The following is a 22,203-nucleotide window of genomic DNA, read 5'->3' as shown; positions in this document are numbered from 1 at the left end:
CTTTCAGTTGTCTGGTGTTCAGGGTATTCACCGATCATCGACGTGGCGCGCATGCGCCGCGCAATTTTTAAAATACATCACACTATGATGCAATTTTCCGCGACCCGATGCGGCCTATCGCGGCATGACGCACCGCGTCGAAAGGAGACTGAAAGCAAAGCGCCGCGAAATTCGCGGCGCTTTGCTTTCGAAACCCTTACACGACAAAACAGGCAGGAGGCGCGTCAAATGTCTCTCATGCGGAAACACGTGTACCTGTCTTAATACGATCACCTGTCTCCTTCCTGCTCGCTCTCCACTACCTCCCCGTCGCGCCCTCTGCCTCGGCGGCGGCCGCCACGGGCACGCGCACGCGCGTGTCCGCCGCATCGGGGCACGGCGTGCCCATGCTCGTATCGGGCGCCTGCCCCACGGCCTCGGCGTGAGCGTCGACTGGCAGGATATGGCTGCGCCGCCAGTTGCCGAAGCGGTAGTAGCCGATGGCGAGCACCACCGATACCGCCGAGCCCAGCGGAAAGCTCCACCACACCGACTCCGCGCCGATATGCGGAGACAGCAGCCACGCAAACGGCAGACGGATACCCCACATCGCGACGAACAGGATCACCAGCGGCGCCATCACGGCGCCGGTGGCCCGAACGGTACCGAAGATCACGATGGTGAAGCCGAACAGGATGAACGACCACAGCACCACGTTGTTGATGTGCTGCGCGGTGGCAATGGCAAGGCTGTCATCGCCGAGGAACAGGCTCAGCGAATGGCGATTGAACCCATAGATCAGCGCGACCAGCGCGCCGGTCATCGCCACATTGAACAGCATGCCCATCCGCGTGATGCGCGCCACGCGCGCCCACAGCCCCGCACCGACGTTCTGCGCCACCATCGACGACACGCTCGCGCCTACCGCGAGCGCGGGCATCTGCACATACGTCCACAGCTGCGAGGCCACGCCATAGGCGGCCGTGGTCTGCGAACCATAGTTATTGACGAGCGACATCATGACGATGGCCGACGACGAAATCACCACCATCTGCATCCCCATCGGCAGGCCCTTGCCGACCAGCGCGCGCAGGATGGCCGGATCGGGCCGCAGCAGCCCCAGCTGCTGGCGGCCCAGCAGCAGGAAATGCTGGCGGCGGTACAGCACCGCGATCATCGCCAACAGGCTGGTCATCTGGGCGATCAGCGTGGCCAGCGCGGACCCCGCGATGCCCATCGGCGGCAATGGCTCCACGCCGAAGATCAGCAGCGGATTGAGCACCACGTCCAGTACCACCGACAGCAGCATGAAGTAGAACGGCGTGCGCGAATCGCCGGCGCCGCGCAGCGCCATCATGACGAAGTTGTAGAAGTACATGAACGGCAGCGCGATGAAGATCATGCGCAGGTACACCTCCGCCAGCGGCGTGGCATCGGCGGGCGTATGCATCGCCGCCAGGATGTCGGGTGTGAAGATGTAGCCGAGCGCCGCCGCGATGACCGACAGCAGCACGAAGAACGTGGTGCTGGTGCCGACGATGCGACGCGCTTCCACCACGTCCCGCGCACCTACCGCCTGGCCGATCATGATGGTGTTGGCCATGCTGATGCCAAACACCACCCCAAGCAGGAAGAACAGGATGATGTTGGCATTGGACGTGGCGGTGAGCGCCGCCTCGCCCAGGTAGCGTCCCACCCAGACCGCATTGATCGAGGCATTGAGCGACTGGAGGATATTGCTGCCGAGTACCGGCAACGAGAAGGCGAGCAGGGTCCGGCCGATCGGGCCAGTGGTCAGGCGGGCGTCTGGTTTCATGCGACGGATTATAGGTGTCGGCCCACCCCCTGATGCATGTTCCGCGCCAACGCGCTAAGCTTGCGGGGTTCTGGCGCCCATGTTGCGGTGCCGCATCCCTCAGGACCCTCAGGAGATACGCATGTACCAGGATCTCGCCCTCTATATCGATGGTGAATTCGTCAAGGGCGGCGACCGCCGCGAGCAGGACGTACTCAACCCGGCGACCCAGGAAATCATCGGCAAGCTGCCCCACGCGTCGCGCGCCGACCTGGACCGCGCGCTGGCGGCCGCCCAGCGCGCGTTCGAGTCGTGGAAGAAGACCTCGCCGCTGGACCGCTCGAAAATCCTGCGCCGTGTGGCAGAACTTACGCGCGAGCGCGCCAGGGAGATCGGCCGCAATATCACCCTCGACCAGGGCAAACCGCTCGCCGAGGCGGTGGCGGAAGTCATGATCTGCGCCGAGCATGCGGAATGGCACGCCGAGGAATGCCGCCGCATCTATGGCCGCGTGATCCCGCCGCGCCAGCCCAATGTGCGCCAGCTGGTGGTGCGCGAGCCCATCGGCGTGTGCGCGGCCTTTACCCCGTGGAATTTCCCGTTCAACCAGGCCATCCGCAAGATGGTGTCGGCGATCGGCGCCGGCTGCACGCTGATCCTCAAGGGCCCGGAAGATTCGCCGAGCGCGGTGGTCGCGCTGGCCCAGCTGTTCCACGATGCAGGCCTGCCCCCGGGCGTGCTGAATATCGTCTGGGGCGTGCCCGGCGAAATCTCGACCTACCTGATCGAGTCGCCGATCGTGCGCAAGATCTCGTTTACGGGCTCGGTGCCGGTAGGCAAGCAGCTGGCCGCGCTGGCCGGCGCGCATATGAAGCGTGTGACGATGGAGCTTGGCGGCCATTCGCCGGTGCTGGTGTTCGACGATGCCGATATCGAGCCGGCGGCCGAGATGCTGGCGCGCTTCAAGCTGCGCAATGCCGGCCAGGTATGCGTCTCGCCGACCCGCTTCTATGTGCAGGAACGCGCGTACGACAGGTTTCTGGCGCGTTTTACCGAAGTGATCGGCTCGATCAAGGTCGGCAACGGCCTCGAGGACGGCACCCAGATGGGACCGCTGGCGCACGAGCGCCGCATTGCGTCGATGGAACAGTTCCTCGATGATGCCAGCCATCGCGGCGGCAAGGTCGTGGCCGGTGGCAAGCGGATCGGCGACAAGGGCTATTTCTTCGCCCCCACGGTGGTGACGGACCTGCCCGACGATGCCCGGCTGATGACCGACGAACCGTTCGGCCCGGTGGCCCCGGTGACGCGCTTCAAGGATACCGACGAAGTCCTGCGGCGCGCCAACAGCCTGCCGTTCGGCCTGGCGTCCTATGTGTTCACCAATTCGCTCAAGACCGCCAACTACGTCTCGAACAATCTCGAAGCCGGCATGGTCAATATCAACCACTTCGGCATGGCCCTGGCGGAAACGCCGTTCGGCGGCATCAAGGACTCCGGCATCGGCAGCGAAGGCGGCCAGGAGACCTTCGACGGCTACCTCGTGACCAAGTTCATCACGCAGGTCTGAGCCCTCTCCGCCGAGGGGATTCGCGAGCGGTGCCCCTCGCCCGCGCCGCGGGCGAGGGGCCGGCGTCCGCACGTCCGCCCCCGCGCGCCAGCGCATAGTCCCGCGCAAACGCCTTCCACTGCGCCAGCGACACTTCGCATCCATGCCGTGCCAGCCTCAGCACTGGCGCATGCCAGCGCGCGCCGGCCGCAAAGGCCTGTAGCTGTTCGATGCGATCGGCCGCATGGTGCCCGCAGCCGCGCAGGTGCGCCCATGCCGCCGCGCGCGCCATTTCCGCCAGCGCCTCGCCCAATGCCGCCTTGTCCCGGCAATGTTCGAGGTCGACGCGGTCGGTCGTGGGCTGCAGGCTCTTGACGATATACGACGCCCCCTCGAGCGTTACGGCCGCCAGCAGCGCTGGCGACGCCGCCTGCATGATCTGCTGCACCTGCGCCACGCGCTGTGCGTCGCTGTGCCATTCCGGGCGTGCCCGGCCCGGCAGGTCCACCCATGCGCTCGGCGCCGCGCGCTTGACGTCGATCAGGCGCTGCTGCGGCAGCGCGTCGGCCTCCTGCGCCAGCACGATATAGCGCTCCACGCCCAGGCTCCCCACACCGGCCACGCGCCGCGCGGCATCGAGCGCCACGAAGCGTTGGCCGTGCGCGGCGTGGCTGTGCGCGGCGTGAGTCTGAGCGGCCTGGAGCTGCGCCGAAAAGCGCGTCACGATCTCGCTGGCGCGCGCACGCTGGTCGCGATCGGCCGCCAGCGCCCGGTCACCGAGACGCAGCCGGCGTTCGCCCTTGCGCAGTACCGTGCGTTCCGCCAGCAGTTCGCCACGGCGGCGGCGCTTCACGCGTCGCAGCAGCGTGGCGACGATGCCGGTCGCCGTGGCCCGCTCGAGCCAGCGCGGCTTGCCGCTGTACAGCGTATGCGCATACACGCGCAGCATGCCCTCGCAGGCGTGGCGGGCATCCGGCGCCGACAGGCCGATGCGTTCGCCGGCCACCATGACGCTGGACAGCATGCGGATCAGGTCCACCGTCAACGGCCCCAGCAGTGCGTCGTCGAAATCGTTGAGATCGAAATAGACCAGCCCGTTGTCACCCTTGAAACTGCCGAAGTTCTCGATATGGAGGTCACCGCAGACGTAGGTGACAGGCGCGTGCAGCAATGCGGCCTCGTGGCCGAGCGCGGCCGCGTAGAGATGATTGGTGCCGCGGAAAAAGGCAAATGGATCCCGCGCGATCGCGTCGAGTTTCATGGTCAGCCGCTCCGGGTCGCGGCCATGGTTGTAGATCAGGATGGCTTCTGTGGCAGGGTGCATGCGCGCGACGTCCTCGCAAGGTTGCGCGTGGACGCGGGCCAGGCAGAGCGGCCGCTAGCGGAAGAACGCGCCGCGCGTGAGAAAAGTGTAATCCGCTTCCGCCGCCATCAGCCACACCAGCACCAGCAGGCACAGCGGCGGCAGCAGGATGGCGCAGATCAGCGCCATGCGCTCCCACGCCATATGCATGAACACGGCGATGATCAGCCCGGCCTTGAGCGCCATGAAGAGCAGGATCAGCGCCCAGCGCGCATAGCCTTGCACATGGAAGTAGTCGACCATGTACGACAGCGTGGACAAGACGAACAGCAGGATCCAGACCTTGAGGTAAAGGCCGATCGGATGCTGCTGGCCATCGTGCGCCGCCGGGCCGGCGGGCGCCGTGGGCGCGCCGGCGGGCGTGGCGGCAGAAGTCGGAGTAGAGGCCATCGCGCACCTCACCAGAGATAGAACAATGCAAAGATGAAGACCCACACCAGGTCCACGAAGTGCCAGTACAGGCCGGCGATCTCCACGATCTGGTAGTTGCCGGTCCGTTCGTAGCGTCCGCGCAGCACGCGCGTGGCCACCACCAGCAGATAGATCACGCCGCAGCTCACATGCAGGCCATGAAAACCCGTGATCATGAAGAAGGTGGAGCCGAACTGCGCGGCACCCAGCGGATTGCCCCACGGCCGCACGCCTTCGTCGACGATCAGCTTGGTCCATTCGAATGCCTGCATGCCGACGAACATCGCGCCCAGCAGCGCGGTGGCCAGCATCAGCAGCGCGCATTCGCGGCGCTGGCGCCGGTAGGCAAAGTTCACCGCCATCGCCATGGTGCCGCTGCTGGTGATGAGCACGAACGTCATGATCGCGATCAGGATCAGCGGAATCGGCTGGCCGCCCAGGCTCAGCGCGAACACCTCGCTCGGGTTGGGCCACGGCACCGTGGTGGACATGCGCACGGTCATGTAGCCGGTCAGGAAGCAGCTGAAGACAAAGGTATCCGACAGCAGGAAGATCCACATCATCGCCTTGGCCCAGGACACCTTGAACGCGCGCTGGTCGGACGACCAGTCGGCAACCAGGCCCCTCAGTCCGGCCGGCAGGCCGGTGGTGCCGGTCGCACCGGCAGCCGAGGTGGTGGTGGGGGGGTGCGATGGCGAAACTTGCGTAGACATGAGACCTCCCGCATCCATCAGGCGGTGCCGCAGATATAGCGCACCAGTTCCGGCGTGAGCCAGCCCAGCGCGCCCAGCAGCACCAGCCAGATGCCGAACAGAAAATGCCAGTAGCGTGCACACAGGCCGATTCGCGCGAGCGTGCGCGGGCCGCTGCCGCGGTCAGCCGCCACCATGGCCCAGCCCACGATGCCGCCGAGCATATGCAGGCCATGCATCGCCGTCAGCAGATAGAAGAAGCTGCCGGCCGGATTATTGGCCGGCACCACATGCATGGCGTACAGCGCGCCCCAGGCCCATAGCTGCGAGGCGACAAAGGCGATGGCGCCGAGCCCGCCCATGCGCAGCGCGCGCCGCGCCCGCGCCATCTGACCGCCCCGCCCCAGGCGCACCGCCATCTGCATCGCCACGCACGCGCCCGCCAGCAGCACCGTCGACAGCCATACCTGCCACGGCAAGCCGATGCGGTGCCAGTCCGGACTGTCCATGCGCATGATGTACGCCGCGAGGAACAGGGCGAACAGCGAAGTGACCACGCCCATGAACGCCCACAGTCCCACGCTGCCCGGCGTGCGCATGCCGTCGTCGTGCATGGCGTCGCCGTTGGTCGGTCCGCCCCCGGACGACTCGCGCGAGATGCGGAACAATGCGGGCGCCGGCAACGTGCCCGCTCCATTCGACGTGTTGGTACTCATGCGACGGCTCCCCGGCTGGCATGCGGTTCAGGTTCGGCCCCGCCGGCATCGGGCGGCGCGTTCTGCGCGATAAAGTCTTCCTTCGCGCCCGGCACGCTGTAGGCGTAGGCCCAGCGATAGACCACCGGCAACTGCGGGCCCCAGTTGCCGTGCACGGGCGGCGTATCCGGCGTCTGCCATTCCAGCGACGCGGCCCGCCATGGATTGGGACCGGCCGCGCGGCCGCGCCGCAGACTCCACGCCAGGTTGAAGACGAACAGCAGTTGCGCGGCGGCCACCACGAACGCGGCGATCGAGATGTACATGTTCATCGTATGCGCCGACTCCGGGATGAAGGCGTAGTTCTCGTAGGCGTAATAGCGCCGCGGCATGCCGAGAATGCCCAGGTAGTGCATCGGAAAGAAGATGGCGTAGGTGCCGACGAACGTGATCCAGAAGTGAATGCGGCCGAGCGTGTCGTCGAGCATGCGCCCGGTCACCTTGGGGTACCAGTGGTAGATACCGCCAAACACCACCAGGATCGGCGACACGCCCATCACCATATGGAAGTGCGCCACCACGAAGTACGTATTGGAGAGCGGAATATCGACGCTCACGTTGCCGAGGAACAGCCCGGTCAGGCCGCCGATCACGAACGTGCTGATAAAGGCGATGGCAAACAGCATCGGCACGGTGAAATGGATATCGCCGCGCCAGAGCGTGATGACCCAGTTGTAGACCTTGATCGCGGTGGGCACGGCGATGATCAGCGTGGTGGTGGCAAAGAAGAAGCCGAAGTACGGATTCATGCCGCTCACGAACATATGGTGCGCCCACACCACCACCGAGAGCAGACCGATGGCGAGAATTGCCCATACCATGGTGCGGTAGCCAAAGATGCTCTTGCGCGAATGCACGCTGACGAGGTCCGACACGATGCCGAACGCGGGCAGCGCCACGATATAGACCTCGGGGTGCCCGAAGAACCAGAACAGGTGCTGGAACAGCAGCGGGCTGCCGCCCTTGTAGTCGAGCTGTTGCCCCATCGACACCATCGCCGGCATGAAGAAGCTCGTGCCGAGCGTCTTGTCGAGCAGCATCATCACGCCCGAGACAAACAGCGCCGGAAACGCCAGCAGCGCAAGAATGGTCGCCATGAAGATGCCCCATACGGACAGCGGCATGCGCAGCAGCGTCATGCCTTCCGTGCGGGCCTGCAGCACGGTCGTCACGTAGTTGAGGCCGCCCATGGTCGCCGCGACGATAAAGATCAGCAGCGACACCAGCATCAGGATGATGCCCCAGTCGTAGCCGGGCGTACCGGGCAGGATCGCCTGCGGCGGATAGAGCGTCCAGCCAGCACCGGTGGGCCCGCCCGGCACGAAGAAGCTCGCCAGCAGCACGACCACCGACAGCAGGTACACCCAGAAGCTCAGCATGTTGAGGAACGGGAACACCATGTCGCGCGCGCCCACCATCAACGGAATGAGGTAGTTGCCAAACCCGCCGAGAAACAGTGCGGTCAGCAGGTAGATCACCATGATCATGCCGTGCATGGTGACGAACTGGTAATAGCGGTTGGCGTCGATGAACGCAAAGTGCCCTGGAAAACCGAGCTGCAGGCGCATGAGGTTGGAGAGCGCCACGCCGACCAGCCCCACCACGATGGCGACGATCGTGTACTGGACGGCAATCACCTTGTGGTCCTGGCTCCAGACATAGCGGGTCCAGAAACCCTGCGGGCCGTGGTGAGCGGCATCATCGGCATAGGACATGCGTGTCTCCCCCTTGCATGACCATGGCACCCGGGGTGCACCCGGCGCGACGGTCGCTATTTCGATCCGGCCTGGGGCGCGCCGGCGGCGCCGGTGCCATGGGCGCGGATATAGGCGGTCAACGCCGCCACCTCGGCTTCCGTGACCGGCATCTTTGGCATCAGCGGTCCGAAGCCCCTGACCAGCCGCGCGTGCGGATCCTCGATCTCCCGCTTGATGAAGGCATCGTCGACGGTCGCCGTGGTGCCATCGGCAAAGGTCTCGGTCTTGCCGTACAGCCCCTTCCACGTCGGCCCCACACCCGGTGCGCCGTCGATGCTGTGGCAGCCGACGCAGCCCTTGCTCTGCGCAAGCGCGCGGCCCTGCTCGACAAGGTCGACCCCACCAACGGCGCCGGCGGCACCGCCCGCGCCCGCAGCCCCTGCCACACCAGCGACCGGCACGCTCGCGCGCGTCTGCGTCATCACAAAGCTCGACTGCTTCGCCAGCCAGGCGTCGAACGCGGCCGGCTCGTCCACCACCACGTGCCCGCGCATGTTGTAGTGGCCCACCCCACAGAGCTGCGCGCAGAGGATGTCGAAGCGGCCGACCTGCGTCGGCGTGAACCAGAACGAGGTCACCATGCCGGGCACCATGTTCATGCGCGCGCGGAACGGTGGCACATAGAAGTCGTGCAGCACATCCTTCGATCGCAGCAGGACCTTGACCGGCCGGTTGAGCGGCAGGTGGACCTCGGGCCCGACCACGATCAGGTCGTCCTGCCCGTTGGGATCGTCGGGATTCAGGCCGAGCGGATTGGTGCCGCTGACAAAGCGCGGATCGGTGGTGCCGAGCTCGCCACCGGGGCCGGGAAAGCGGAAGGCCCATTGCCATTGCTGACCCACCACTTCCATCACCATCGCCTCCTTGGGCGGTCGCACATAGTCGGCGTACACGAACAACCCCGGCGCGAGCAGTACGATGATGCCCACCGTGGTGAGTGCGGTCAGTCCCAGCTCGAGCCGGCGATTCTCGGGCGCGTAGTGCGCGCGATGGCCTTCGCGGTGGCGGTAGCGCCAGACGATATAGCCGACGAACAGGTTGATGACGACGAAGAAGATGCCGGTGATGACGAGGGTAATGGTCAGCGTGTCGTCCATCTGTTTCCAGTTGGACGCCAGCGGGGTCGCCCACCACGGGCTCAGGAAATGAAAGAGCACCGAAGCGACGACAAGGACCACGAGCGCAATGGCGATCGCCATATCCACCCTCCTCCGCACGGCAGGCGCCGCGAGGGATGCGCGAATCACGCAAGTGAGATAAGACTAGTCCATCGCGTCACGTCACTGCAAGGCGACATGCGGGGCAATGGATCTGCCGCGGTGCGCAACGCCACGCCCGGGCGCACCGGGCAAAAAAAGCGGACAGCCAGAACGCCGCTGTCCGCCTCTGTTCCGCACACCGCCCGTGTAGTGGCAAGGTACGCGGCAAAACTTTCATCCGGTCAGAAGCTGACCGGCTTCGCTACCGGTCCAGGTAGCAGTCCAGGTATCGATGCGGGCACCGGGTGCCGATATCAATGCACCACGTCGCGCGATTCGAGCTTCCAGTAGCACAGCCCGATTGCCATGCCGAACAGCAGATGGCCAAGCAGCGTATGCCAGCCGCGCGCCTCGATGAACCACGGAAACGCCTGTGTCATCACGAAGAAGTTGAAGCCATAGACCAGGATGCCGAATACCGCCCCCGCCAGCAGCGCCATGCCGATGCTGGAGTCGAGCTGAAACGGCGCCATGATGGCGGCCAGCACCATGCCGAGTATCGCGCCGAGCACGAAGTGGATGACGAGTGCGGTGGCAACGGTACCGATGCTGAACAACGAGGTCTGCAGCACGTCCTGCCCCATCACGATCGCCGCGATCATGCGCGTGGGCACCCACGGGTTCACGCCCGAAAGCATCGAGGCCCAGAACAGCTCCAGCACGATCAGGAATGCGCCCGCGGCCAGTCCCGAAACGGCGGCCGCGCGCCAGTCCGGCAAGCGGCGCACGTAGTGGTGCGAATGCATGTGAAGTTCCATGTCTGCCTCCGACTTCCAATGTCTGGTGCGTCCAGCATAGGACACGCGGGCCACGTAGGGGCCGGCATGCGGGGGCGATGCCACAGCGCGCAGCCCTCAGGAATCGTGCAAGGCACCTCGTGTGTGCCGGCTCAGGGACAACCCTGAGTCGGCCCGCCTTGTATTCGCCACACACGGCCTATACTGGAAGTACAAGACGCAAGACAGGAGACCGCCATGTTTCACCTCCAGGCGCATGATCTTGTATTCCTGGTCCCCATGGCCCTCGTCGGATTGCTGGCGATGGGTGCGGTTCCGGTGGCCGCCAAGGCGCTGCGCGTCAGTTGCCGCTGCGCTGGCGTGATCATCGGATTCGTATTGGGCGTACTGGTACTCGAGGCATTGCCGCTACTGATATAGCGGGCGTCATCGCGAAAGGCGCGGCCGCTCCGTGAGCAGGAGGCCGCATGTCGCTCGACTGGATCGCCGCCTTGCTGGCGGTGCTGCTGGTCGCTACCGTGGCGACCGCATTCTGGCGCTGCAGTCATCCATGCCGCATGCGCTACCGGCGCTGTGCGCGCCAGCGCAGGCATCTGGGCAGGGCGCGCGTGCATCCGCGGCCGCAGGCGCGGCACTGATTGCACCACCTGCGCCGACGCGCCTGAACGTTAGAGCATTTGAAACAGGCGTCCCGGAACGGTGGGATGCCTCAGATCTCGATCATCGCGAAATCTTCCTTGCCGACGTCGCACTCGGGGCAACGCCAGTCGGCGGGAATCTCCTCCCAACGCGTGCCCGGGGCAATGCCGTCGTCGGGCCACCCCTGCTCCTCGTCATACACCCAACCGCAAATCACGCAAACCCAGGTCTTGTAGGCGACGGCTTCCTGCTGCAAAACGCTCTCCGTGGAATCGAATGGAAACGGGCCGCATGATACCGCGCCAGCGGTTGCGGCCCGTGCGTCCTGCCGTTATTGCCGGATGGAGAAGTCCACGCGATTGGGCCCGCCCTTGTCCTTGATGCCTTCCGCGGTCAACTTCGGGGCGGTGAGGAAGAGCCTGGAATCGGGTACCTTGCCTTCGCGCTCCAGTGCCTGCTTGACGGCGAGCGCGCGCTGGTCCGCCAGCTGGCGCAGTTCGGCATCGGTGACGGGGGCATGTTCGAGCAGCAGCTTTTCCATCTCCGCCGTCGGCAGCGACTTGGTCAGGCCGATCAGGTTGCGCGGCTTCTTGAAGGACTCGCGCCGGTACACCGCCTCGAGGTACTTCGGATATTCCTGCGGCGATACCGTGACCTTCGCGCCCTGCTCGCCGCCTTCGCCCTCGTCGGCCTGGCCACCGGCGCGCGCGCTGCGGCGCAGCTCGCGCTCCTTCTGCTCCGCCACACGCTGGTCCAGCCACACGCGGCGCGCGCCGTCGGCATCGGTGGCGGGATCGATACGCCCGCTGATCTCCAGCCGCAGCGCGGGCCGGTCGTTGAGCGCCTTGGCGACCGTCGCCACCTTCTCGCGCGCGGCCGGCGAGAGCGTGGCGCTGCCGGGCGCAAACTCGATATAGCCAAGCTCGTCGCCACCACCGCCAAAGGCCGAAGCGATCAACGAGAACGGTGACGTGATGGCCTTGGTCAGCAGGTTGACGATCACGCGCACGATCACACCGCCGATGCTGAACTCGGGGTCGGACAGCGAACCCGACACCGGCAGGTTCACATCGATCACGCCATTGCGGTCCTTGAGCAGCGATACCGCGAGCAGGACCGGCAGCTTGGTGGCGTCGGGACTGTCGACGCGCTCGCCGAAGGTCAGCTGGTCCAGATAGAGGTGATTGCGCGCGTCGAGCTTGCCGTTCTCGATCTTGTAGGCCACGTCGACGGTCAGCTTGCCCTTGGTGATGGGATAGCCGGCGTACTTGGCGGCGTAGGGTGTCAGCCGCGTCAGCTCGACCCCCGCGGCCTTGGCGGCGATATCGAGATAGAGCTGCTCGCCAAGCGGATTGAGCTTGCCGCTGATGCTGACCGGCGCATCGTCGTCGAGCCGGCCGTTCAATACGAGGTCGGCGGGAGTGGGGTCGCCCGACGACACCTTCGAGATCGAGCCCTTCATATCGGTCAGGTTGGCCGAGTAGTTGGGCCGGACGAAGAAGTCGGAGAAATTGATATTGCCCTTGTTGATGGTCACACCACCGAGCCGGATCTGCGGGGCCGGGCCGGCCGGCCTGCTCGCCTGAGCCGGCTGATTGGTCTGAGCGGATTGAGCGGGCGCTGCCGGAACCGATGCCGATGCCGCCGGCGCGGATGCGGGATTGGCCTGCGTCAGGCTCGTGGACGGTGCCGGCTGGCCCTGGGCGGTACCGCCCGCCATCACATCCTGAAGGTTGAGGCGGCCGTTCGCGTTAAGGATCACGCGCGCATAGAAGTCCGACAGCGACACATTGTTGATCCCCACCTTCAGCGGGCCCTTGCTGTCGTCCATGTCGAAGTCGATGCCCGACACCGCCAGCGTGCGCCAGCGCAGGAAGTCGTCGCCGCTGATGCGGTCCACGGTGCGCACATTGCCGGCCACCGCATTGCCGGTGAACTGCGCCACGATCGGCTTGCCGGCCGGCGCGAGGAAATTGACCTTGCCCTTGACGGTCACGGTGCCGCTGCGCAGCGCCGCGTTGAAGCGGTCGGACAGGTACGGCTGAAACGGCGCCATATCGAGCTGGCGCAGATCGAGCTGCACCTGCGCGCCGGGCGCGGCCGGCAGCAGGTTGCCCTCCACGCCGATCACGCCACGGCGACCGGACTCGGCATGCAGCCGGATCGGCACCGGCGCCGAAGCCAGCGGCCAGGTCACGGCGCCGCTGGTGAAGCCGATATTGCGATACTGGTGAATCACGGGCCGGCCACGGTTGGCGGGCGCGGGCTCGTAGTCGGCCAGGCGCGCCGCGCCGCCCTCGACGGCGATCTTGCCGACGCGGACCTTCCAGCCCGGCGGCGTGCCATTCGTCTTGCCGTTCGTCTTGCCGATCGCCGCACCATTCGCCGCACCATGCGCCCCACCGTGCTTCGCCGGGGCGCGCGCGGCACCGGTGGCGCCCTGCTCCTGCGCCGACTGCACGGCCCAGATGCGCGCCATTTCCAGCAGTTGCCCGCGATGATCGCGCGTGGCCGCGATCTGCGGCTGCACCAGCGACACCGCACTGGCGTCAAAGGTCTGCCGGGCCAGGTCGAGATTGATGTCCTCGACCACCAGCTTGTCGGCACGCACCAGCGGCAGGTTCGCGCCTTCCAGATCGGCCCCACGACGCTGCGCGACGGCGGCAGCGCGGCGCGTGCCATTGGCGGCCCTGCCCCCCACACCACGCTCCCCGCGGGCCTGCCGGCGCTGCGCGCGCGCCGGCGCCTCGGGCTCGGTGGCTTGCCGCGCCGCTTCGGTCGCACCGGCCTGAACGGCAGGCACGGCCGGCAGCGTGATCGGATCGCGTGTAGCGACGTACACCGGCGACAGCTCGAGCCGCGATTTCTGGAGCGCGAACTGGAACGTCGGCTGCTTCCATGCCATCGTGTAATGCAACTCGGCATTGATGCCGGTGTCGCCAAACTGGCTCTGCAGTGCGCGCGGCCACCAGGCGGCAAAGCCCTGGGGCCGCAGGCCGACGGTCTTCAGCGTACCGGCCAGCGTGCCCTGGCTGAGGCCGAGGGTGCCGGTATGTTCGAGCGTCTGCCCGTTGGCGATGGTGACCTTGGCGTCGAGCCGGGCAGGCTTGTCGCCGGTACTTGCGAGGTCGGCGATGTCGACATTGACCGGCCCGATCTCGAGCTTGCCCGGACCCGATGGCGCCAGTTCGTCCTGGAAGCCGAGCTTCGCATCCTTGAGCGCAATGCGATTGACGGCGTAACTCCACGGCACCTCGCCCGTGGCGGGGGCAGCGGGGGCCCCCGCTGCCGGCGCGGAAGCGGGCGCGGCTGCCGAAGCCGCCGGAGCCGAAGCCGCCGGCGCGACTTGCGCTGCCGAGGCACCGGAAGCCACGGCGGCGGTGGCCGCGGTCGTGGCCGCCGGCGCTGCCGGCGCCGGGGTCCCCTCCGGCAGGAACGCCGTGGCCAGGTTCAGCGACCCATCCCCCCGCCGCACGGCCTGCAGCACCAGCCCTTCCAGGTCGACGCTGCGCACGGTGGCGCGATGCGCGAGCGGCTCGACGCGGTCGAGGTCGACCGCAAGCCGGCTCGCCTTGACGAGCGGCGCGCCGCCATGGGTCACGATATCGGCATCGCGCAGCACGATGGTGCCGGACACGGTCAGGTCCTGCTTGTCCTTGTCCTGCCGGAAACCCACCGCCAGCCGCGTATCGACCAGGCCACCCTTGACCTCGGCATCCTTCAGCCGCGGCGCAAAGGCCATGTAGTGCGGCAGCTCCAGCCCGTCGAGATTGACGTTGAGCTGCGTCTCGCGCGTTTCCGCAAACGGCTGCGTGGTCCCCGCCAGCGAGAGCGGCGTGCCATTGATCCTGGCAAACAGCGTCGGCCGCGTATTGATGGCAACGTCGTGGGGCAAGTTGGAGAGAAACGGCAGCGTCAGCGTAAAGTTGTCGATCCGCTGCACCGTATCGCGCGGCTTGTCCTCATAAACCAACGTCGAATTGGTCACCGCGATATTGCTGACGGAGAAACGGGCCGGCTTGCTGTCCGCCGGTTTGGGCGGCTGCGCGGCAAAGCGCTGCTGCACATCGGCAAAGTTCATGCGGCCCTGGGCGTCGCGCACCACATGCACGGACAGTGCGTCGACATGAAGCCGGTCGACCACGGGCGCCAGATGCCAGACGGAGGCCAGCGAGGTATCGGCTTCGACCTTGCCCAGCGTGACCATCGGCGTCTTGCCGTCCGGCTCGTAGATGGTCAGCTGGTCGAGCGTGGCGGCAAGCTCGAAGGGCCTGACATGGGCCGCGCCCAGGGTGACCTTGCGCCCGAGCGCCTCGGTCGCCTGCTTTTCCACCAGGTATTTGATCAGCGGCGGTCCGCCAAAATAGCCGGCCAGCCCGAATACCGCCAGCGCGACCAAGATCCCGCCCACCACACGTAACGCCAGACGCCGGCGCGGCGTGGCCGTCGCCACACCCGTGGCGGCCTCGATGGATTCCTTGAATGCCATGTCTACCCAGAAGATGTGACCCCGCCGATATGCGTGCCGGCTGGTTGCCATGCCGGCTGGAAACCTCTCGTGCCAGTGTGCCCGGGATTTCACTTTTAAACATTATGGCAACGCATTATGGCAAGGCAAAGCGACAAATCCAAACATTGGGGCGTAAATAAAAGTTGCGGGGGGCCGTTCTGGTATCGTTACGCCTTTTGCGAAGTGTCATCCGCAAACCCCTGGCCCACCCCGCCACACCGAGTTTGCTTTCCGCGCGTCATCCCCGTGCCCCCCGCTTTCCACGTCATCCGTGTTGCGCGCTTCGCCTGTGAGTTCTTCCCTGCGAGTTTTTTCATGTCCACCTCCAGCAGCACTGTCGGGGCCTTGGGCGCGCGCGGCCAGGCCGCACGCCCGTTGACCGGGCAGGATTTCAAGACGCTCGCGCTGGCCGCCCTCGGCGGTGCGCTCGAGTTCTACGATTTCATCATCTTCGTTTTCTTCGCCACGGTCATCGGCCAGCTGTTCTTCCCGCCCTCGATGCCCGAGTGGCTCCGCCAGTTCCAGACCTTCGGCATCTTCGCGGCCGGCTACCTTGCCCGGCCGCTCGGCGGCATCATCATGGCGCACTTCGGCGACCTGCTCGGCCGCAAGAAGATGTTCACGCTCTCCATCCTGCTGATGTCGGTGCCCACGCTGGCCATGGGCCTGCTGCCGACGTATCACACCATCGGCCTGCTCGCCCCGCTCGCGCTGCTGCTGCTGCGCGTGCTGCAGGGCGCAGCCGTGGGTGGCGAGGTGCCGGGCGCCTGGGTGTTCGTCTCCGAGCACGTGCCACACCGTCACGTCGGCTATGCCTGCGGCACGCTGACCGCGGGCCTGACGGCCGGCATCCTGCTGGGTTCGCTGGTGGCAACGGGCATCAACTCGGTGTTCACGCCGACGGAACTGGCCGACTGGGCCTGGCGCGTGCCGTTTCTGCTGGGCGGCGTGTTCGGTATCGGCTCGATGTACCTGCGCCAGTGGCTGCACGAGACCCCGGTGTTCGCCGAACTCCAGCAGCGCAAGGCGCTGGCCGCCGAAATGCCGCTGAAGTCGGTGGTACGCGACCATCGCGGCGCGGTGGTGGTGTCGATGCTGCTGACGTGGATGCTGTCGGCCGGCATCGTGGTGGTGATCCTGATGACACCGACCTTCCTGCAGAAGATCTATGGCTTCGACGGCCGCACCGCACTGGTGGCCAACAGCGCCGCCACGCTGGCGCTCTCCGTCGGCTGCGTGGTGGCGGGTATCCTCGCCGACCGCTTCGGTCCGCGCCGTACCCTTTTCTGCGGCGGCCTGCTGCTGGCCGGCACCGCGTACCTGTTCTACACGACGGTCGGCACGCATCGCGAACTGCTGGTGCCGATGTACGCGCTGGCGGGCTTCATGGTCGGCTCGATCGGTGCCGTGCCGTACGTGCTGGTCAACGCATTCCCGGCTCAGGTCCGGTTCTCGGGGCTGTCGTTCTCGTATAACGTCGCTTACGCGATTTTCGGCGGGCTGACCCCGATGATCGTGACGCTGATGCTCAAGACCAACCCGCTGGCGCCGGCCCACTACGTGGTGGCGATCTGCCTGATGGGCGTCGTCACGGCCTTGTTCGTCAAGCAACGGGCCTGACCCGCGGCGGCCGCCCGCGGCTACTGACTGGCGCCGGCCGACCGACCCCCGGTTGGCCTCCACGGCCGTCCATCCGCATGCGATGGCACGGCCGGGTAGCCGCGCCGCGTGCCCCCGGCTCCGCCGGCTAGCGCCGGTGGTGGCGGAAAAACTCCCACATCATCGCGCTCGCGTCCGGGCCCGTTTCGCTGTGATAGCGAATCCGGCCATCGCCGCCGCTCCATGCGTGGCCCAGGCCCGCGACTTCCACCAGCTTTACCAGATCCCGGTTCCACCGGCCAAAGCGCGCCTCGCGAAAATCGCCGGGCGGTATGCTGGCCTCGTTGGCTGCCTCCGCGGTGATCGCCACGTCGTCGGCGTCCATCGCGGTCGCCACCGGCGAGGTCTTCGGCGGCATGCTCACGGCAATCCGGTCGCTCAGTCGGTTGTAGGCAAGGAATTGCCGCGCCAGCAGGCGGCCGTTGACCGGGTGCACGGCGTCGTCCGCCAGCCCATGCACCACGATGACGGGCATCTCGGGTCCGTCCGGCCTGGCGCCGGCAGCTTCCAGCAATTCCCGCGGCGCCGTCGCCGAGCCATGCTCCATCGCGCGCAGTCCCGCGCGCGGCGTGTTGGCGGCGCCGATCACCACGCCCGAATGCAGGCCGACGGCGGCCACTTTTTCCGGATAGCGCAGGGCGACCACGGCCGCCATGGCCGCGCCCGCAGACAGGCCGGCCAGGTAGATCTCACCGGCCCGCACATCCGGCCGGGCCGCCAGCTCGTCGATCAGCGCGGCCACCGCCTGCGCCTCGCGGCCGCCGTCCTCGGGGCCGAGGTCGAACCATTGCCAGCAACGCTGCACCGAACGGCGCAGCGGCTGCTGCGGATAGGCCACCATAAAGCCCTCGCGTTCGGCCAGCGCATTCATGCGCGTGCCATCCGCCAGTTCCTCGGGGGTCTGCCGACAGCCGTGGAGCATGACCACCACCGGCATCGGACCATGCAGGCGCGAGAGTGCGCGGGAAGGAATATAGAGACGATAGGAAAGCTGCGGCACCAGCTCCCCGGGCAGCGGTGCCAGCCCGAGGCGGTGCGATTCCCATTGCCCGGGCAGCGCGGCCGGGGCGCGGTCGCCGGCGGGCGGCACAGGCCGCAGCGGCGCGGTGGGCTGGAAGGCGTCGAAACGTCCCAGCCAGGACTTCATCTGCTTTGCGGCCCGGTGCTGCGCAAGGCTGATCTGACGCCATTGCGTTTCCCAGGCCGGGGACAGGCTTTTGGCCATATTGAGACTCCTGCTCTTCTGCGAACGGATCTCCTCCTATCTTTGTGCGATGCAGCATACCACAAGGCACCGTCACGGCCCGGCGCATTGTATGCATCACACAACATTAAAAAAAGCCCGCGCCGGATGGCAGCGGGCCACATACCTGTCACGCGGCGTGTGAACGCGAAGACGCCGCCCCCCTATCGATCCGCCACGCGCTGCCACCCCTCGGGGGAGAAGTGGCGCAGCGCCGCGGCGCGGGAGGCGGTGGAAGGACCGAGATCGCGCTCGTAAAAATTGCGGTCGGAGTCGATCAGGAAGGTCTTTACGCCGGTATCGCCATAGCGTGCCGGCCACGCCACAAACGCAAAGCGCGCTCCGGTACCGGCGCCGGGGGGCAACACGCGGAAGCGGTAGCCGTAGTACGCCTCGGCCGGTGGCGTGTCGGGGCCCATCATTAACGCGTCGGCGCCGAGCGGGCTCGCATCGGCCTCGCGATCGGCCGGCCAGTACAGCCCATCGGTGCGGCCGCGCGTGCTCACGATCCGTTTGGCATAACGCCCCTCGCCCATCCGATCGGCATACCGCTGCTGGGCATCGGAGAGCTGCAGCAGCGTGTCCATGGCGACCAGTTCGTTGCGGCCGATGCGGCGGTTGCGCACCTCCCGCCGGCCGGCGTCGATGTCGAAGCGCCACCCCGTGGCCTGCCGGACCAGCGGCGCCGGGAAGGTCCAGCCGGAATCGCCTACCGCCACGCTCGTCACGCTGTCCGTCACCGGCTCCACGGCATGGTGGGCATGCCACGCGGCCAGGAAATCGTAGATATCGTCCTGCGTAATGCCTTCCGGCGGCAACAGCAGCTGATAGCGTGGGCCCAGCACGCGTCGCAGCGCATCGGTGTCACTGCGCGCCACCGCATCGCCCAGCGCTTCCGCCGCGGCCTCCGGCGTGGCATAGGCCTGCTGCGCGTGCGTCGGCCCGACGACGGTCAGCATGGCGGCCGCCAGCAGCGCGCGCGCGACCATGAAAAGAGAAACCCGCATGACTATCTCCGCCCGTGACCCATGTGACCGCCGCCACCGGCCGGCCGCTCGAATCCACCCCCGCCCTGGCGCTCGCCTCCCCCGCCCGCGGGACGCTGCGACGCAGCGCGACCGCCGCCTTGTATGCCGCCGCCCTGTATGCCGCCCTGTATGCCGCCCTGCACGCCGCCCAGCGAGCTGCTGGTTCGCTGCAGCCCCTCGCCCTGAGCGCCGCGCGCCGATTGCTGCCGTGCCCGCTCGCCATTGCCGGCGTCGCGCAACGCGTTGCTGCGGTTGGCATCGAGCGAGCGGTTGCGCGCATCGGCATGATCCGCGCGCTGCCGATCCTGACCGGCCGGACGCGGATTCGCCGCGCCGCCGCCATGGCCTGCAATCGACTGCCCGGTATGCCCCTGGAACGATTGCGCAGCCCGCTCGCGCGCGGCCTCGCGCGACCCCGACTGGGCCTGCACGCCACCGCCACCCGCACCCAGGCGTGCACTGCCCACCTGCTGCTGGCCCGCGCCACCCTGACCCGGCCGTGGCGTGCCGGCGGTTTGCATGGCCGTCGCACGGTTGGCCAGGCCCTGCTGGCGTTGCGCATCGAAACGGTTGGCAACATTCGGATTGGCGTACGGCACGCTGCCGCGGTTGGCGGGATTGTGCTGCCAGTTCACGTTGGCACGATTGACGTCAAGGCGCTGGTTGACGTTGATGTTGTTGTAGCGGTTGACGTTGATATTGACGTCGTGCGAACCCCAGTTGAAGCCGCCCCACAGCGAATTGACCGCGGCCACGCCAAGCCCGAAGCCGATCCCCGCCACCAGCGAGGTGGCGAACACCGACCCCGGCGGGGGCGGATAGTACGCCGGCGGATAAGCCGGATACGGCCAGGCGCCGTAGACGACAGTTGGGTTGTAAGTCGGCACATAAACCACCTGGGGCGTGGCGGGTTCGATCTGCACGATGGTCGTGCCGCCGCTTTGCTGGGTTACCACCTTCTGCTGCGCATTGCTCTTGAGCGAGCCCGCCTTCTGCGCCTGCACGCGCAGGCGCTGCACGGCGTCCATGACGTCGTCAGGCTGGGCCAGGAACGCATCGCCCATGGACTGCACCCACGTGGGCTCTCGCCCCATCATGTCCATGACCGACGGAAAGGCCACGAGCGACTGCACGCTCGGATCCCATGACTGGCCCTGCACCGCCTTGGTGGCGGCATCGCCGGACAGGCCAGGGTTCGCCTTCGACCATTGCGCGGCCGCGGCCACATCGGCCGGATAGGTCGACGCCATCAACACCTGCGACAGCAGCGCGTCCGGATAGAGCGCCACCGGCGCGAGCAACTGGTCGAGCTGGGCCTTGTCGAGGCGGGCCTGTGCCGCCGCCCACGGCGACGTGGCCAACAGCACGAGCCCGACCCACCATACGAGGAAATATCGCAAGCGGTACATCTGAACTCTCCGGGTGCAGGCGCCGTACGCTCCGGCGACTCGCGGCATGATGGGATCACGCGGCACCATCGGCGGCCACCGCGCAACGGCTATCTCTTTTCCTGTGCACACTCCTGTCGATAAGCCTCTTCAAGGCGCTTGCGCTCCGGCGCGCGTTCGAGCGTGCTGTATTGACGTCCGTCGGCCGTGGTCACCTGGCCGCTGCCCTGCGACCATTGCGGCCCGGCCGGCAGGGCATTGATCCGGTCGAGCAGTTGCAGGCAATGCTGCCGTTGCGAGGCCGGCAGCGTGCCCGCCTCGCCTTCCACCGTCGCCGTAGCCGGGTCCAGCATGCGTGGCGGCGGCGGCAGATTTGCCGGCGGCGGCGGCTCGAGCTCGGCCGCCCAGCCATTGGTCATCGTCAGCGCACCAGCCAGCATGGCGCCTGCCATTCCCCTTGCCCCCGCTTTGAACATCTTCCTCAAGTCAAACTCCAGATACGGCGCGCGGCGCCGTCGGTTCACGATCGCGGGCCGCTAGGAATTCTTGTTATTACCATTGCGGCCGCCCCGGTTGCGCAGCAGTTCCAGCTTGAGCAACGCGTCCGCGAGCATACTCTTGAGTCGCGCGTTCTCTTCCTCGAGCTGGCGCAATTTGCGGTTATCCGGCGCGTCGGCCTGCCCGGGCAGGCCATAGCGCGCGCGCCAGCCATAGAACGAAGCATCGCTGAAGCCATAGCGCGCGCACAGCTCCCGCACCGGCACGCCGTTGGCGGCCTCGGCCAGATACATGCGGATCTGCTCTTCGGAATAACGTCTGTTCACGCATCGCCTCCGCTCGCCCACGGCTGATTAGACCGGACTCGCATCCTGCCTTGCGGTACGTTAATCCAACGCACGCGCGAAAAGCAATTCAGTGTCTTCGCGCGCCGAGTTAAGCAATTTGATGGGGTGGTCGCCGCGTCGGTGCGCCCGTCCGTCCGCGCGGGACCGGCATCGTCGAACGCAGAGAACGCATGACCGACGGGGCATCGCGGCCGTCCTGCGAGCGTCCCACGAGCGACCTGCGAGCGATCTGCGAGCGACCTGCGAGCGATCTGCGAGCGACCTGTGAGCGGCTTCGGCGGCCGGCATTGCCGCGGGTATCGCGTGCCCACATCGATGACCGGGACCGATGATCAAATTTTGCCAACCAAATTGGAAAAATTAAGATTCCATCCTCTGTTTGCGCAATCTGTTAAGGCACCATCGGTATGTCACAAAATCGTACAGGCGGCGCTTCAAAAATCGCTGCCCAGTCTGGAAACGCGCATGTCTATTGGGTTGCAGCAATGTCATCATGTCCAAACAAAGCAGCCTTTCCAAGTGTTTCAATTGTGATAAATCACGCCGCCTTCCTAGTAAGTTTCAAAAGATTGTATTAAGATGCCTCGGCATCAA

The 22,203-nt window shown here is 66.6% G+C and carries 19 protein-coding genes; 4 read left to right on the top strand and 15 right to left on the bottom strand.

The genetic code is table 11. From position 1 onward, the window contains the following. Window positions 1–298 precede the first annotated feature (298 nt). Window positions 299–1,795, bottom strand: coding sequence for an MATE family efflux transporter (locus tag DFLDMN_RS21210; RefSeq protein ID WP_423199838.1), 1,497 nt, complete (start codon window positions 1,793–1,795; stop codon window positions 299–301). A gap of 121 nt (window positions 1,796–1,916) precedes the next feature. On the opposite strand from DFLDMN_RS21210, the gene DFLDMN_RS21205 reads away from it, so the two are divergent. Then, window positions 1,917–3,344 (top strand): NAD-dependent succinate-semialdehyde dehydrogenase, encoded by a 1,428-nt coding sequence (locus tag DFLDMN_RS21205; RefSeq protein ID WP_423199837.1) that lies wholly within the window; start codon window positions 1,917–1,919, stop codon window positions 3,342–3,344. Here DFLDMN_RS21205 and DFLDMN_RS21200 read toward each other — a convergent pair. The 7 genes from DFLDMN_RS21200 to DFLDMN_RS21170 all read right to left on the bottom strand — a co-directional run bounded on the left by DFLDMN_RS21200 (window position 3,331) and on the right by DFLDMN_RS21170 (window position 10,318). Next, window positions 3,331–4,647, bottom strand: coding sequence for a DUF2252 family protein (locus tag DFLDMN_RS21200; RefSeq protein WP_423199836.1), 1,317 nt, complete (start codon window positions 4,645–4,647; stop codon window positions 3,331–3,333). The two genes, DFLDMN_RS21205 and DFLDMN_RS21200, sit on opposite strands and share 14 nt — an antisense overlap. Window positions 4,648–4,701: 54 nt before the next feature. Then, window positions 4,702–5,076 (bottom strand): cytochrome C oxidase subunit IV family protein, encoded by a 375-nt coding sequence (locus tag DFLDMN_RS21195; protein ID WP_423199835.1) that lies wholly within the window; start codon window positions 5,074–5,076, stop codon window positions 4,702–4,704. 8 nt (window positions 5,077–5,084) lie between these two features. Further along, complete coding sequence (locus DFLDMN_RS21190; RefSeq protein WP_423199834.1) at window positions 5,085–5,810, bottom strand: heme-copper oxidase subunit III family protein; 726 nt, start codon at window positions 5,808–5,810, stop codon at window positions 5,085–5,087. Between the two features lie 17 nt (window positions 5,811–5,827). Beyond that, complete coding sequence (locus DFLDMN_RS21185) at window positions 5,828–6,472, bottom strand: bb3-type cytochrome oxidase subunit III (RefSeq protein ID WP_423200528.1); 645 nt, start codon at window positions 6,470–6,472, stop codon at window positions 5,828–5,830. A 29-nt stretch (window positions 6,473–6,501) separates the two neighbouring features. Then, complete coding sequence (ctaD, locus tag DFLDMN_RS21180) at window positions 6,502–8,259, bottom strand: cytochrome c oxidase subunit I (RefSeq protein ID WP_423199833.1); 1,758 nt, start codon at window positions 8,257–8,259, stop codon at window positions 6,502–6,504. Window positions 8,260–8,315: 56 nt separating this feature from the next. Beyond that, a complete protein-coding gene (locus tag DFLDMN_RS21175; protein ID WP_423199832.1) occupies window positions 8,316–9,500 on the bottom strand; it encodes a c-type cytochrome in 1,185 nt (394 codons plus the stop codon). Between the two features lie 314 nt (window positions 9,501–9,814). Then, entirely contained in the window at window positions 9,815–10,318 is a 504-nt protein-coding gene (locus tag DFLDMN_RS21170; protein ID WP_423199831.1) for a hypothetical protein, read from the bottom strand. 216 nt (window positions 10,319–10,534) lie between these two features. On the opposite strand from DFLDMN_RS21170, the gene DFLDMN_RS21165 reads away from it, so the two are divergent. After that, complete coding sequence (locus DFLDMN_RS21165; protein WP_423199830.1) at window positions 10,535–10,717, top strand: hypothetical protein; 183 nt, start codon at window positions 10,535–10,537, stop codon at window positions 10,715–10,717. A 47-nt stretch (window positions 10,718–10,764) separates the two neighbouring features. Then, window positions 10,765–10,935, top strand: a complete 171-nt coding sequence (locus tag DFLDMN_RS21160; RefSeq protein ID WP_423199829.1) for a hypothetical protein — start codon at window positions 10,765–10,767, stop codon at window positions 10,933–10,935. Window positions 10,936–11,006: 71 nt separating this feature from the next. On the opposite strand, the gene DFLDMN_RS21155 is transcribed toward DFLDMN_RS21160, so the two are convergent. Further along, on the bottom strand, window positions 11,007–11,192 hold the full coding sequence (locus DFLDMN_RS21155; protein WP_423199828.1) for a rubredoxin: 186 nt from the start codon (window positions 11,190–11,192) through the stop codon (window positions 11,007–11,009). A 75-nt stretch (window positions 11,193–11,267) separates the two neighbouring features. Continuing rightward, entirely contained in the window at window positions 11,268–15,425 is a 4,158-nt protein-coding gene (locus tag DFLDMN_RS21150) for a DUF748 domain-containing protein (RefSeq protein ID WP_423199827.1), read from the bottom strand. A gap of 336 nt (window positions 15,426–15,761) precedes the next feature. Here DFLDMN_RS21150 and DFLDMN_RS21145 point away from each other — a divergent pair, with 336 nt between their 5' ends. Further along, window positions 15,762–17,066 (top strand): MFS transporter, encoded by a 1,305-nt coding sequence (locus DFLDMN_RS21145; protein WP_423199826.1) that lies wholly within the window; start codon window positions 15,762–15,764, stop codon window positions 17,064–17,066. A gap of 127 nt (window positions 17,067–17,193) precedes the next feature. Here DFLDMN_RS21145 and DFLDMN_RS21140 read toward each other — a convergent pair whose 3' ends face one another. The 5 genes from DFLDMN_RS21140 to DFLDMN_RS21120 all read right to left on the bottom strand — a co-directional run bounded on the left by DFLDMN_RS21140 (window position 17,194) and on the right by DFLDMN_RS21120 (window position 21,588). After that, the gene (locus DFLDMN_RS21140) at window positions 17,194–18,330 is read right to left on the bottom strand and encodes an alpha/beta hydrolase family esterase (RefSeq protein WP_423199825.1); all 1,137 of its coding nucleotides are present in this window, start codon (window positions 18,328–18,330) and stop codon (window positions 17,194–17,196) included. Between the two features lie 182 nt (window positions 18,331–18,512). After that, window positions 18,513–19,355 (bottom strand): DUF2950 family protein, encoded by an 843-nt coding sequence (locus DFLDMN_RS21135; protein ID WP_423199824.1) that lies wholly within the window; start codon window positions 19,353–19,355, stop codon window positions 18,513–18,515. Window positions 19,356–19,357: 2 nt separating this feature from the next. Beyond that, window positions 19,358–20,785: a DUF3300 domain-containing protein gene (locus DFLDMN_RS21130; RefSeq protein ID WP_423199823.1), complete on the bottom strand. Its 1,428-nt coding sequence runs from the start codon at window positions 20,783–20,785 to the stop codon at window positions 19,358–19,360. Between the two features lie 89 nt (window positions 20,786–20,874). Next, window positions 20,875–21,183: a hypothetical protein gene (locus tag DFLDMN_RS21125; protein WP_423200527.1), complete on the bottom strand. Its 309-nt coding sequence runs from the start codon at window positions 21,181–21,183 to the stop codon at window positions 20,875–20,877. Window positions 21,184–21,300: 117 nt separating this feature from the next. Beyond that, on the bottom strand, window positions 21,301–21,588 hold the full coding sequence (locus tag DFLDMN_RS21120) for a transposase (protein WP_423199822.1): 288 nt from the start codon (window positions 21,586–21,588) through the stop codon (window positions 21,301–21,303). Window positions 21,589–22,203: the final 615 nt, after the last annotated feature.

The organism is Cupriavidus sp. H19C3 (assembly GCF_049393815.1).
Taxonomy (GTDB): domain Bacteria; phylum Pseudomonadota; class Gammaproteobacteria; order Burkholderiales; family Burkholderiaceae; genus Cupriavidus.
The sequence above is the reverse complement of the archived record's forward strand: the minus strand, read 5'-3'. Positions and strand labels throughout refer to the sequence as shown.

Coding starts and splice junctions, on each gene's coding strand:
- DFLDMN_RS21205 (WP_423199837.1), top strand. CDS start 1,917: ATGTACCAGGATCTCGCCCTCTATATCGATGGTGAATTCGTCAAGGGC.
- DFLDMN_RS21145 (WP_423199826.1), top strand. CDS start 15,762: ATGTCCACCTCCAGCAGCACTGTCGGGGCCTTGGGCGCGCGCGGCCAG.
- DFLDMN_RS21125 (WP_423200527.1), bottom strand. CDS start 21,183: ATGACCAATGGCTGGGCGGCCGAGCTCGAGCCGCCGCCGCCGGCAAAT.
- DFLDMN_RS21140 (WP_423199825.1), bottom strand. CDS start 18,330: ATGGCCAAAAGCCTGTCCCCGGCCTGGGAAACGCAATGGCGTCAGATC.
- DFLDMN_RS21195 (WP_423199835.1), bottom strand. CDS start 5,076: ATGGCCTCTACTCCGACTTCTGCCGCCACGCCCGCCGGCGCGCCCACG.
- DFLDMN_RS21135 (WP_423199824.1), bottom strand. CDS start 19,355: ATGCGGGTTTCTCTTTTCATGGTCGCGCGCGCGCTGCTGGCGGCCGCC.
- DFLDMN_RS21170 (WP_423199831.1), bottom strand. CDS start 10,318: ATGGAACTTCACATGCATTCGCACCACTACGTGCGCCGCTTGCCGGAC.
- DFLDMN_RS21210 (WP_423199838.1), bottom strand. CDS start 1,795: ATGAAACCAGACGCCCGCCTGACCACTGGCCCGATCGGCCGGACCCTG.
- DFLDMN_RS21190 (WP_423199834.1), bottom strand. CDS start 5,810: ATGTCTACGCAAGTTTCGCCATCGCACCCCCCCACCACCACCTCGGCT.
- DFLDMN_RS21200 (WP_423199836.1), bottom strand. CDS start 4,647: ATGCACCCTGCCACAGAAGCCATCCTGATCTACAACCATGGCCGCGAC.
- DFLDMN_RS21160 (WP_423199829.1), top strand. CDS start 10,765: ATGTCGCTCGACTGGATCGCCGCCTTGCTGGCGGTGCTGCTGGTCGCT.
- DFLDMN_RS21130 (WP_423199823.1), bottom strand. CDS start 20,785: ATGTACCGCTTGCGATATTTCCTCGTATGGTGGGTCGGGCTCGTGCTG.
- DFLDMN_RS21165 (WP_423199830.1), top strand. CDS start 10,535: ATGTTTCACCTCCAGGCGCATGATCTTGTATTCCTGGTCCCCATGGCC.
- DFLDMN_RS21175 (WP_423199832.1), bottom strand. CDS start 9,500: ATGGCGATCGCCATTGCGCTCGTGGTCCTTGTCGTCGCTTCGGTGCTC.
- DFLDMN_RS21150 (WP_423199827.1), bottom strand. CDS start 15,425: ATGGCATTCAAGGAATCCATCGAGGCCGCCACGGGTGTGGCGACGGCC.
- ctaD (WP_423199833.1), bottom strand. CDS start 8,259: ATGTCCTATGCCGATGATGCCGCTCACCACGGCCCGCAGGGTTTCTGG.